Source organism: Sporichthyaceae bacterium (assembly GCA_036493475.1).
Lineage (GTDB): Bacteria > Actinomycetota > Actinomycetes > Sporichthyales > Sporichthyaceae > DASQPJ01.
Window position 1 is genome coordinate 20,003 of record DASXPS010000088.1, and the last position, 12,373, is coordinate 32,375.

The 12,373-nt window shown below is 69.6% G+C and carries 8 protein-coding genes; 4 read left to right on the top strand and 4 right to left on the bottom strand.

The window, feature by feature from the left end; translation table 11 throughout:
- The first annotated feature begins 277 nt into the window (after window positions 1–277).
- Both VGJ14_09695 and hrpA read left to right on the top strand, forming a co-directional pair.
- Window positions 278–514: a hypothetical protein gene (locus tag VGJ14_09695; protein ID HEY2832686.1), complete on the top strand. Its 237-nt coding sequence runs from the start codon at window positions 278–280 to the stop codon at window positions 512–514.
- Between the two features lie 14 nt (window positions 515–528).
- The gene (hrpA, locus tag VGJ14_09700) at window positions 529–4,500 is read left to right on the top strand and encodes an ATP-dependent RNA helicase HrpA (GenBank protein HEY2832687.1); all 3,972 of its coding nucleotides are present in this window, start codon (window positions 529–531) and stop codon (window positions 4,498–4,500) included.
- An 8-nt stretch (window positions 4,501–4,508) separates the two neighbouring features.
- On the opposite strand, the gene VGJ14_09705 is transcribed toward hrpA, so the two are convergent.
- Window positions 4,509–5,963 (bottom strand): methyltransferase, encoded by a 1,455-nt coding sequence (locus VGJ14_09705; GenBank protein HEY2832688.1) that lies wholly within the window; start codon window positions 5,961–5,963, stop codon window positions 4,509–4,511.
- Window positions 5,964–6,012: 49 nt separating this feature from the next.
- On the opposite strand from VGJ14_09705, the gene VGJ14_09710 reads away from it, so the two are divergent.
- Both VGJ14_09710 and VGJ14_09715 read left to right on the top strand, forming a co-directional pair.
- Window positions 6,013–6,306 (top strand): hypothetical protein, encoded by a 294-nt coding sequence (locus tag VGJ14_09710; protein HEY2832689.1) that lies wholly within the window; start codon window positions 6,013–6,015, stop codon window positions 6,304–6,306.
- An 81-nt stretch (window positions 6,307–6,387) separates the two neighbouring features.
- Entirely contained in the window at window positions 6,388–8,091 is a 1,704-nt protein-coding gene (locus VGJ14_09715; protein ID HEY2832690.1) for a stealth conserved region 3 domain-containing protein, read from the top strand.
- Window positions 8,092–8,149: 58 nt separating this feature from the next.
- Here VGJ14_09715 and VGJ14_09720 read toward each other — a convergent pair whose 3' ends face one another.
- The 3 genes from VGJ14_09720 to nrdR form a co-directional block, all read right to left on the bottom strand.
- Window positions 8,150–8,593, bottom strand: coding sequence for a hypothetical protein (locus VGJ14_09720; GenBank protein ID HEY2832691.1), 444 nt, complete (start codon window positions 8,591–8,593; stop codon window positions 8,150–8,152).
- Window positions 8,594–8,679: 86 nt separating this feature from the next.
- Window positions 8,680–11,538, bottom strand: a complete 2,859-nt coding sequence (locus VGJ14_09725) for a vitamin B12-dependent ribonucleotide reductase (GenBank protein ID HEY2832692.1) — start codon at window positions 11,536–11,538, stop codon at window positions 8,680–8,682.
- Window positions 11,539–11,629: 91 nt separating this feature from the next.
- Window positions 11,630–12,094 carry a transcriptional regulator NrdR gene (gene nrdR, locus VGJ14_09730; protein HEY2832693.1) on the bottom strand — a complete coding sequence of 155 codons (465 nt, stop codon included), beginning with the start codon at window positions 12,092–12,094 and terminating at the stop codon, window positions 11,630–11,632.
- Window positions 12,095–12,373: the final 279 nt, after the last annotated feature.

Sequence of the window (12,373 nt, forward strand, 5' to 3'; positions counted from 1 at the left end):
TCAGATGACGATCATGAGACTGGTCACACCACAGCCGTCCGACCTCGCTCCACGGGGCTGTCGAACGACGGAACTTGCCCTCCCCTTGCCGCCCACAAACCCTTGTTGAACAGGCATTCCGCATAGTGTCGGGAACCTGGACGCTTCACGCGGAATTCACAAGGAAGTGACGCCGCCGCCACGCCCGACGGCCATTGTGGTGAGCGTCCATCGGGGTTAACGTGACGGCTTCCCGTCGGCCCAGTGGCGGCGCTCACGCGCCGGAGAGGAGATCGGGATGATCCTCGAGGCGCGCACTCGAATCGGCGCGATCACGGCGCTGGCGTTCGATGCCACGCTCACCTTGCTCTCCGAACCGATCCACCGGGGGTCGCTGGCCAACGCGCGCAGCGCCATTGAAGAGCGCTGCGCCGTGGACGCGGCGGCCAACGCCCACTGGAACAACCTCGCCGACCGGCTCCCGCCGGTGGCCACTATTCATCGCCCGCAGAACCGGCGGCGTGTACTGACGTAAGGTTTGGCCCTGCCATGGCAGGGATCGGGGAGTTGCGCGCCGCACTGGACTCCCTGAGCCTGCGTGAGGCTCATCACCTGGGTCGCCGGCTGGATCGCCTCGCCCGACGCCGTGGTGCCTCCGACGACGCGGCGTTGGCCGCGCTGGCGCGCGACATCGAGGCCGGCGCTGCACGGTTGTCCGCACGCCGCGACTCGGTGCCGTCTGTGCACTATCCCGACGACCTGCCGATCAGTGCCCGGCGGGAGCAGATCGCCGCGGCCATCGCCGCGCACCAGGTGGTCATCGTGGCCGGCGAGACCGGCTCGGGAAAGACAACGCAGATCCCGAAGATCTGCCTGGAGCTGGGCCGGGGCATCCGCGGACAAATCGGGCACACCCAGCCGCGCCGGCTCGCCGCGCGGACGGTGGCGGACCGGGTCGCCGAGGAGCTGGGCATCGAACTCGGCGAGCTGGTCGGGTACACCGTGCGGTTTACCGACCGGGCGGGCGAGAACACGCTGCTGCGGTTGATGACCGACGGCATCTTGCTCGCGCAGATCCAACGTGACCGGCTGTTGCTCGGCTACGACACGCTGATCATTGATGAGGCGCACGAGCGCAGCCTGAACATCGACTTCCTGCTCGGCTATCTGCACCAACTGTTGCCGCGCCGCCCGGACCTCAAGCTGATCATCACCTCGGCCACCATCGACCCGGATCGCTTCGCCCGTCACTTCACCTGCGACGGGCAACCCGCGCCGATCATCGAGGTATCCGGGCGCACCTATCCGGTGGAGATCCGCTACCGGCCGTTGGTGCCGGACGACGGTGTTGATGGGCCCTCGGCTACCGCCTCGGGCCGCGACGACGAACCGTCAGACCAGGCCACCGGGATGTGCGCGGCCGTCGAGGAACTGCTCGGGGAGAAACCCGGCGACATCCTGGTGTTCCTGTCCGGGGAGCGAGAGATCCGGGACACCGCCGATGCGCTGCGCGCCTCGTTGTCCGGGGTGACGCCGGCGGTGGACATCCTGCCGCTGTACGCGCGGCTGTCGATCGCCGATCAGCACCGCGTGTTCGCACCTCACCCGGGGCGGCGCATCGTGCTGGCCACCAACGTCGCGGAGACCTCGCTGACCGTGCCGGGCATCCGGTACGTGGTGGACGCCGGCACGGCCCGCATCTCCCGGTACAGCACCCGTCGCAAGGTGCAGCGGCTGCCCATCGAACCCATCTCCCGCGCCTCGGCCAACCAGCGCGCCGGGCGCTGCGGTCGCGTCGCGCCCGGCGTGTGCATCCGGCTGTACTCGGAGTCGGACTTCGCGGGCCGCCCGGAGTTCACCGAGCCGGAGATCCTGCGCACCCACCTGGCCTCGGTGATCCTGCAGATGACCGCGCTGGGGCTGGGCGCCATCGAGAACTTCCCCTTCCTCGAACCGCCGGACCGCCGGGCGATCGCCGACGGCATGCTGCTGCTCGCCGAACTCGGCGCGGTGGCCTCGGCCACCGGTGCACCGAAGCTCACCGAGGTGGGGCGCAAACTCGCCGCACTGCCGGTGGATCCACGCATCGGCCGGATGATCGTCGAGGCGGACTCCCTCGGCGCGCTGCGCGAGGTGATCGTCATCGCTGCGGCGCTGTCCATCCAGGACCCGCGCGAGTACCCACCCGACAAGCTCGACGCCGCTCGCGCCGCGCACGCCCGGTTTGCTGATCCCGGATCAGATTTCCTGGCCTGGTTGAATCTGTGGCGCTACCTGCGCGAACAACAGCGGGCCATGAGCTCCGCGGCGTTCCGCCGCTTGTGTGCCCGTGAGCATCTGCACTGGTTGCGCGTGCGGGAGTGGCAGGACCTGGTGGCCCAGTTGCGCGAGCTGGCGGCAGGCATCGGGCTGCGCTGGCAGTCGGTGTCCGCACCGGAGGACCAGGTGCACCGGGCGTTGCTCGCCGGGCTGGTCACGATGGTGGGCATGCGCGACCCGGCGGCGCCGGAGACCGGCCGCGGCACGGTGTTCCTCGGCACCCGCAACACCCGGTTCGCGGTGTTCCCCGGCTCGGCGCTGGCCCGCCGGCCACCGCGGTGGGTGATGGCCGCGGAATTGGTGGAGACCGCGCGGCTGTTCGCCCGCACCGTGGCCCGGGTGCAGCCGGAGTGGATCGAGCAAGCCGCCGGGCACTTGGTTACCCGCAACTACGCCGAGCCGCACTGGGAACGCAAGCGCGGGGCGGTGGTGGCGCTGGAACGGGTCACCCTCTACGGCCTGCCGCTGGTGGTGGGCCGGCGGGTCAACTACGCCGGTATCGACCCGGTCCTGTGTCGGGAGCTGTTCCTGCGCGCGGCGCTCGTCGAGGGTGATTGGACGACCCACCACCGCTTCTTCGCGCACAACCAGCAACTGCGCGCGCAGGCCGCAGAGCTGGAGGAACGCGCCCGGCGGCGCGGGCTGGTGATCGACGACCACCAGGTCTTCGACTTCTACGACGCGCGGGTGCCCGCCGACGTGGTCTCCGCGCGGCACTTCGACGCCTGGTGGAAAAACGAGCGGCGCGAGCATCCGCACCTGCTGGACCTGGACCCGGCGCTGCTGCACGCCGCGGCCGCGGAGGCGGTGCGGGTCGAGGACTTCCCCGACTCCTGGCGCCAGGGCGCGCTGGAGTTGCCGCTGCACTACGAGTTCTTGCCCGGTACCGAGTTCGACGGGGTTACCGTCGACGTGCCGCTGTCGGTGCTCAACCGGGTGCGGGGCTCCGGCTTCGAGTGGCAGGTGCCCGGTCTGCGCGAGGACTTGGTGGTGGCGCTGATCCGGGCGCTGCCCAAGGCGATGCGGCGCAGCTTCACCCCACCGACCACCTACGCCGCCGCGGTGCTCCCCCGGCTGGACCCCACCCGCGGGGAATCGCTGACCGTGGTCCTGCAGCGCGAACTCGGCGAACGCAACGGCGTGCATATCGACCCCGAGGACTGGGACTGGTCGCGGGTGCCGAGCTACCTGCGCCCGACCTTCCGGGTGTGCGACGACTCCGGCGCGGTGCTCGCCGTGGGCAAAGACCTGGCCGCGTTGCGCAACGAGTTGGAGCCCGCGCTGCAGGAGCTGGTGGCCGCGGGCACCGACGCGTTGGAGCGCACCGGGCTGCGCGGTTGGCCACCCACCGGCGCGGCCGGTGGGGCGATCCCGGACACCCACGAGCAGCTGCGCGACGGACAGGTGGTACGCGGCTACCCGGCGCTGGTCGACGAGAACGGCACGGTGGCGCTGCGCGTGCTCACCGATGCCGAGACCGCCCGGGCCGCCATGTGGTCGGGTACCCGGCGGTTGGTGCAGACGCAGGTGCCACCGCCCATCAAGGCCGTGCTCGGCGAGTTGTCGAATCCCGCGAAGCTGGCGCTGGCCGCCGCGCCGCACGCGACCGGTGCGACGTTGTTAGCCGACTGTGCCGACGCTGCGGTGGACGCCATCATGGCCGCGCACGGTGGACCGGCCCGGGACGCGGCCGGATTCGCTGCCCTGGTACAGGCGGTGCGGGCGGAGCTGCCCGCCGGTTTACGGCGCGTGGTTGCCAATGTGGGCACGATTCTGACAGTGGCTCAGGAGGTGGACACCGCCCTGGCGGCCGCGGCCCGCGGGCCGTTCGCCGCGCCGGTGACGGACATGCGGGCGCAGTACGACGGGCTGCTGTTCCCGGGCTTCGTCACCGCGACCGGTGCGGCGCACCTGGGGCAACTCCCCCGTTATCTGCGCGGCATAGCCCGCCGCCTGGAACGGTTGCCCGCCGACCCGGTTCGGGACGAAGCCCGGATGGGCACGGTGACCCAGCTGTCCCGCGAGTACGCGCAGTTTCGCACCGCCCTGCCGGCGGCGCGCCGCGACGACCCGGACGTCCGGGACATCCGCTGGCAACTGGAAGAACTGCGCATCAGCCTGTTCGCGCAGACGTTGGGCACTGCCGGCCCGGTGTCCGAGAAACGAATCCTGGCCGCGATGGACGCCGCCGAGTCACGCTGAAAACAGTGCTAGTTGGAAAGAAACCCCTCGCTGACCAACTCCGCCAGCGTGGGCAACACCTGCTCGGCCAGCGTGGCCGGGTCGATCTGGAGCAGTTCGGCCACCGCGGTCAACAGCACGCCGACCGGCAGGGTGCCATCGCAGGCGCCGACCAGCGCCGCGGTGGCCGTGTCCACCGCACGCGCCGGGCGCAACCCGCCGGATCGGCGCAGCAGCAGTCGCGTCGGATCCTCCGCCCCCGGCTCGCCGACGCTGTGCTGGGTGACGTCGTCGGCCACACGCAGCACCGATCCGCGCAGATCCCCCTGCTGCGCACGCAGCCAGGCAGTGCGCGCGAGGTCCTCGGCCACGTGCGGGCCCAGCGGAGAGTCCACCGGGGTGGGCCAGTCCAGCACGCGGTGGGAGCCCGCGGTGTCCACCCGGCGCAGCGTGATCCAGCCGAACCCGATGCCCTCGGCGTCCTGCGCGGCCAACTCCTCCAGCCAGCGCTCGTAGCGTTCCAGGTAGTCCGGCGCAGCGACCTCACCGCTGTCGTGCAGCCACAACGACACGTAGGCGGCCGGGTCCAGCACCTCGCGCTGGACGACCAACGCGTCGCAGTCCGCGGGCAGCCAGGACCTGACCCGCTCCCGCCAGTCCTGCCCGTGGCGGTGCACCCAGTTGGCCAGCAGTTGGCAGTACCCGCCGTGGCGCAGGAAGCCGGGCGCCGCGCCGACCAGTTGTCGGCACAGGTCATCCGACGGCAGCCCGCCGTCCCGATAGGTGCGGGCCGATCCGGCGCCGATGGCGAACGGCGGGTTGGACACGATCAGGTCGAACTGCTCACCGTCGACCGGCGCGAACAGGTTGCCCTCGCGCAGGTCCAGCTCCACCTCGGACAACGCCGCGGAGTACGCGGCGAGGTCCAGCGCACGGGGCAGCACGTCGGTGGCCACCACGGACTGCGCGTGCCGGCTGAGGTGCAACGCCTGCACCCCGGACCCGGTGCCCAGATCCAGTGCCGCGGCCACCGGCTGACGCACCGTCAACTCGGCCAATGAGACCGATGCGCCGCCCACCCCGAGCACATGGTCGGCGGGCACCGGGCGCACCTGCCCGTCCAACCCACTGCCGAGGTCGGCGACCACCCAGAAGTGCTCGTCGTGCGGTCGCACGTCCAGCCGGGCGCGCACCTCCTCGCCGTCCCGAACGATCAAGCCCAGTCGGGTCGCGGCGTCCACCCCCGGCAACTCACCGGCGGTCAGCGTGTCCTGCAACAGGAATAACCGCACCAGGTCGGCGGCGGGGTGCGCGCTCGCCCGGCAGGCCCGACGGGCAGGCACGGTCTCGTTGCGGGCCAGCGCGGCGGTGGCCACCGGGCCGAGCAGTTCAGCGATCCCGTCGGCGGTGTAGTCCGCGGCGAGAAAGCCGGCGCGCAAGGCGGCCAGGTCCTGGCGTTGCTGCGGGTCGAGGCGACGTGGCACGGCCACATCCTGCCGGGCCCGCAACACCGACTGCGGGCATGATTGGCACATGGCCCATTCCGACGACGAGATCGAACGGCTGCTCGCCGAAACCGAGCGCGCGTTGGGCAATCCGTCGTCGCGGTCGGCCGCGCCGCCGCCGGCCGACGTCGCGCGCGCGCCGAGCGTGTTCGAGACCTCGGTGCGGGTCAGTGCGATCTCCGGGCTGATCGCCGCGGCGGTGGTGTTCGCGGTGTTCGCGGTACTCCCGTTCCTGGGCGCGTTCTCCGGCGCCGCTGGGGCGTTCGTGACCACGTTCTTCATCGTGCTGGGCCAGCGCATCACCGGGCGCCGGAAGAAGTAATGAGTGCCTGTGCGACGGAGCGTCAGCACGGCAGGGCCAACCGACGCGATGTCATACTGGCGACGTCCAGGCAAACTACCAGTGAGTAGGAGGCCCTCCGCCGTGGGCGTGTTCGGCAAGCTGACCCGGTCCGTCGTGGCCGGTCAGGAGCGTTCGCGCGGCGGCGTGCGCCAGGTATATCGAGTGGCCCGGGCCCTGGACCGCAGCGGCGGGGTACAGGAGGTCAACGGCGGGGTTGCCCGAGAGATCGTCGCCGCCCGCCGTCGCTTTGTGCTCCGTGAGGACCTGGTCCGGGACGGTCAGCGCTGGTGTGTGCCGCTGGGCGAGAAGATGCCGCGCGACGTGACCATGGCCAACTTCGAGATCGTCGACACGGCGTTGAAAGCGGCCGGCATTCAGGCGTTCTCGGTGCGCGGGCTGGTCTCGACCAAAGAGGTCGTGGCGGTCGACGTCAAACGCCGCGAGGAGGTGTTGCAGGCACTGGCCGACACCTGGCGCGACGAGCCGGTGCTCATCCAGGCGGTGCTCAAGGGCGAACGCTCCCGGCGACTGGAATTGCCGGTGGCGGCGGCGGCGGTGTCGCCGGGGGTGGCCGGCGCCGGGGTGGTCCGGGTGTGGCGGTACTACCGCAGCGCCACGGGCACGCTGCTGCTCGGTCCGAACTTCGCCTGCGAGATCGAGTTCTGGTCCACCGACAAGAAGACCCGCGTGGTGCGCGCGCCGCGGCCCAACGTTGCCGCGGACATCCTGACCACTGCCGACACCGAGTTGGTCGAGAGCACCGTGGGCGACCGGCCCTACCCCACCGCCAAGGTCTTCACCCGGCGGATGCTGGAGGACATCACCTTCCCGATCGACGCGGTCTACACCTGGGTCGACGGTGAGGACCCGGTGTGGCGAGAGAAGATGTTGCGGGCCCGCGCCGCGGCGGACGGTCGGGAGTACCACCCGTTGGCGCACGGCGACCACCGCTTCGTGCAGCGTGACGAGCTGAAGTTCTCGCTGCGTTCGGTGGCCATGTACGCGCCGTGGATCCGGCACATCTACCTGGTGACCGACAACCAGTGTCCGGACTGGCTGGATCGCAACCACCCGAAGATCACCCTGGTCGACCACAAGGACATCTTCGACGACCACAGTGTGCTGCCGGTGTTCAACTCCAACGCGATCATCAGCCGGTTGCACCACATTCCCGGGCTGGGCGAGCACTACATCTTCTTCAATGACGACTTCTTCCTCGGCCGGCCGCTGACGCCCAGTCAGTTCTTCACCCCGCACGGGATGGCGCTGGTCTCCCCGTCCCGCAATCGGCGGCCGTTCGGCGCCGCGGCGGCCAGCGACGAGCCGCACTTCAACCTCAGCCGGAACATTCGCGCACTGATCCAGCAAGAGTTCGGCGTCACCATCTCGCACGCCATCAAGCACACGCCGTACCCGCAGCTGCGCAGCGTGCACGAGGAGATGGAGGCGAAATTCGCCGAGATCTATCGAGCGACGGTGTCCAGCCGCTTCCGTCACCACGAGGACATCGTGGCCGACCAGCTGTTCCACTATTACGCGCAGGCGATCGGCAAGGCGGTGCCGAGCCAGTTGCGCTACGACTACGTGAATATCGGGGTCGCCGCGGAGATGCCGCGACTGCGCCGGCTGCTGAACTCCAGGGACAAGGACGTGTTCTGCCTCAACGACGCCCCCGAGCTCGGCGACAGCACGCCGCCGGAGGGCGCGGTGCGCCAGATCCTGGCGGACTACTACCCGGTCCCCTGCGAGTTCGAGAAGCGGTAACCGAGCCAACGTCCGACGAATGGTGCGCTATAGCGCTCGGTTCGTCGGACGTTGTGGGTTAGGTCGTCCTTCCGGGCAGCGGGATGGTGACCGACCGTGTCCCGTCGCGGCGACGCGACCCCCCGGTGCGCGCCAGCAACACCAGACCGGGCACCACCTGCACCGCGGCCTTCGCCTTGAGCAGGCCGGGGATGTCGGTAGGGCCCTGCGGGTCCACCCCAAGTTCGACCAGCACCTCGGGGTCGGCAACGTCGGCGGGAACCAGCGCCAAGGGCGAGGTCAGCGTGCGCCGGGCGGCCAGCACCGCGTCGTAGAGCTTGCGGGTGGGCACCTCAGCGAAGCTCCAGCCCTCCTCGCCCGCAGCCAGCACCAGCGCGTTGGCCAGTGCGTACTGCCCGCCCTCACTGATCGGGGTGAGATCTCGATGCAGGCCGGACCCGAGCGCGGTGAGCACCGTGAACAGATCAACCTCGAAGCTCTCCGACTCCGGCGGGTCGAGCATACGGCGAAGCCTAAACCCAGCCCGACCGTGATGACGGGGAGTGTTCGCTCAGCGGACACCCCGTCATCACCGGGCGGAACGGGTGGCTATGAGCAACCGCTGGTTGAGCCGCAGCCTTCGCAGACGTAACAGGAACCGGCCGGGCGCATCTTGGTGCCGCAGCTCAGGCAGAGCGGGGCGTCGGCGGTGCGACCCTGTTGCGCCTCGAGCAATTCGGTCGACGAGCCAGGCAGCTCCCAGGTGGCGGAGACCCCACCCACCGAGAGGTCGGCGGGTTCGATCGGCGCCGACTGGGCCAGTGCCTGCACGTCGAGCTGGTCGTCGGTGGTCTCTGTCTCGAAGTACGAGCCGGTCTCCAGCTGCCGGGCCCGCTCCTCGGCGGTGTGGATGCCCAGCGCCGCCCGGTCGTCGGCGGGCAGGTAATCCAGGGCCAGCCGCCGGAAGATGTAATCCATGATCGACGCCGACATCCGCACGTCCGGGTCGTCGGTCATACCGGCCGGCTCGAAGCGCATGTTGGTGAACTTCTGCACGAACGTGTCCAGTGGGACGCCGTACTGCAGGCCGATGGAGATCGCGATGGAGAACGCGTCCATCATCCCGGCGAGGGTGGAGCCCTGCTTCGACATCTTCAGGAAGATCTCGCCGAGCCCGCCGTCCGGGTAGCCCGCCGCGGTCATGTAGCCCTCGGCACCGCCGACGGAGAACGACACCGTCTTGGAGTCGCGCACCTTCGGCAGCCGCTTGCGGATCGGCCGGTACTCCACCACCGTCTCGGCCGCGGCATCGGTCCGGGCGCTGCTGCCCGCCGACAGCGGCTGGCCGACCTTGCAGTTGTCCCGGTAGACGGCCAGCGCCTTGAGCCCGGTACGCCAGCCGGCTGCGTAGATCTCCTCGATCTCCTCGATCGTCGCCGACTCGGGCATGTTCACCGTCTTGGAGATCGCCCCGGAGATGAACGGCTGCACCGCGGCCATCATCGAGACGTGGCCCATCGGGCGGATGACCCGGGTACCCATCGCGCAGTCGAACACCTCGTAGTGCTCGGGCCGCAATCCGGGGGCGTCCACCACGTGGCCGTGCTCGGCGATGAACTCGACGATGGCCTCAATCTGCTCGACCTGGTACCCGAGCTTTGCCAACGCGCGCGGCACGGTCTGGTTGACGATCTGCATGGAGCCGCCGCCGACCAGCTTCTTGAACTTGACCAGCGCCAGGTCCGGCTCGATACCGGTGGTGTCGCAGTCCATCATCAGGCCGATGGTGCCGGTGGGGGCGAGCACCGAGGCCTGCGAGTTGCGCCAGCCGTTCTCGGTGCCGATGCGCAGGCAGTCCGCCCAGGTTTTCGTTGCCAGGTCAAGGATCTGACGATCCATCTCGCCGAGCGAGCGCACCGTGTCATTGGCCGCGGCGTGCTTGCGCATCACCCGGGCGTGCGCCGAGGCGTTGCGGGCGTAGCCCTCGTACGAGCCCACCACGCCGGCAAGTTCGGCCGAGCGACGGTAGGCGGTCCCGGTCATCAGCGAGGTGATGGCCGCGGCGAGCGCCCGCCCGCCCTCGGAGTCGTAGCCGTGACCGGTGGCCATCAGCAGCGCACCGAGGTTGGCGTAGCCGATGCCCAGCTGCCGGAAGGCGCGGGTGGTGTCGCCGATCGCCTCGGTCGGAAAGTCCGCGAAGCAGATGGAGATGTCCATCGCGGTGATCACCAGCTCGACCACCTTGGCGAAGGTGACCGCATCGAAGGTGCCGTCCTCGCGCAGGAAGGTGAGCAGGTTCAGCGAGGCCAGGTTGCACGAGGAGTTGTCCAGGTGCATGTACTCCGAGCACGGGTTGCTCGCGGTGATCCGTCCGCTCTCCGGGCAGGTGTGCCAGTCGTTGATGGTGCCGTCGTACTGGATGCCCGGGTCGGCGCACTCCCAGGCCGCGGTGGCCATAGAGCGGAACAGCTCGCGCGCGTCGACGCGCTCGATCACCTCACCGGTGGTACGCGAGCGCAGCCCGAACTCATCGCCGGACTCGACTGCCCGCATGAATTCGTCGGTGACCCGCACCGAGTTGTTCGCGTTCTGGTACTGCACGCTGGTGATGTCGATGCCACCGAGGTCCATGTCGAACCCGGCGTCACGCAGCGCGCGGATCTTGCTCTCCTCGCGGGACTTGGTCTCGATGAACTCCGCAACGTCGGGGTGGTCCACGTCGAGGATGACCATCTTGGCCGCGCGCCGGGTGGCGCCACCGGACTTGATGGTTCCCGCGGAGGCGTCCGCGCCGCGCATGAAGCTGACCGGGCCGGACGCGGTGCCGCCGGAGGACAGCAGCTCCTTGGACGACCGGATCCGGGACAGGTTCAGGCCGGCACCGGAGCCGCCCTTGAAGATCAGGCCCTCCTCGCGGTACCAGTTCAGGATCGAGTCCATGGTGTCCTCGACGGCGAGGATGAAGCAGGCGGAGACCTGCTGCGGGGCGCTGGTGCCGACGTTGAACCAGACCGGGGAGTTGAACGAGAACACCTGGTGCAGCAGCGCGTGGGTGAGCTCGTCGGAGAAGGCGTCGGCATCCGCGGAGGTGTTGAAGTACCCGTGCTGCTCACCGGCCGCGCGGTAGCTGTGCACCACACGGTCGATCAGCTGGCGCAGGCTCCACTCCCGGGTGGGCGAACCCACGGCGCCGCGGAAGTACTTGGTGGTGACGATGTTCGCCGCGTTCACCGACCAGAACGACGGGAACTCCACGCCCTTCTGCTCGAAGATCACCGTGCCGTCACGCCAGTTCGTCATCACGACGTCGCGACGTTCCCAGTTCACCTGGTCGTAAGGATGCGCGCCGGCCGTGGTGAACACCCGCTCGATGGTCAACCCGCGGCTGTGCCGGGCCCGTTGCCCACCGGGCACCGAGGGCCAGCCACCTGTCGCGGTCGTCGAGTCGCCGTTCACCGTCTCCGTCACTTCCCAATCCTCCTTCTTATGCAACAACCGTTGCCGCGTCCGCATTGCCGATGGCGCCGACGATCTTTTGTGCCAACGCTCTTTGTGTCTGTCAGGTGGCGACCGCGCTGGCCTGTTCCGCCCGCAGTGCCTCGATCTCCGCCTCGAAGTCCGCCATCGAGGTGAACCCTCGGTAGACGCTGGCGAAGCGCAGATAGGCCACCTCGTCCAACTCGCGCAGCGGACCGAGCACGGCCAGCCCGATGTCGTGCGCGGCGATCTCCGGGCCGCCGGTGCTGCGTACCGCCTCCTCCACCCGCTGGGCCAGCACGGCCAGTGCGTCCTCGCTGACCGGGCGACCCTGGCAGGCCTTGCGCGCGCCCACGAGCACCTTCTCCCGGCTGAACGGTTCGGTGGTGCCGCTGCGCTTGGCGACGTACAGACCGGCGGTCTCCACGGTGGTGAAGCGCCGCTGGCATTGCTCGCACTGCCGGCGGCGGCGAATCGCCGCCCCGTCGTCGGCGGTGCGGGAGTCGACCACGCGGGTGTCGGAGACCCGGCAGAACGGACAGTTCACTGGCCTCTCCTGCGGACTCGGGACGGGTCTGCCTGTGGACGGTGTGTGCACGTCCTGCGGACCACGTGTGCACAACTTGTGGACTACTTACAGCCGTGTAACTACTAGATGTGGGAACCGTAGGTGCCGACCATCCCCGCCGCAAGCGCGTCGGATGCACCGTTTTTCGGGTCGGGTGCTTGCCGCAGATTGCGATGCAGGTCACAGGCTTGTCGCAGCCGCCTGGAGGGGCGAAATGACCGGCGTGTCCGGTTTGGCCGGGCGTGTCGGGTCCGTTCC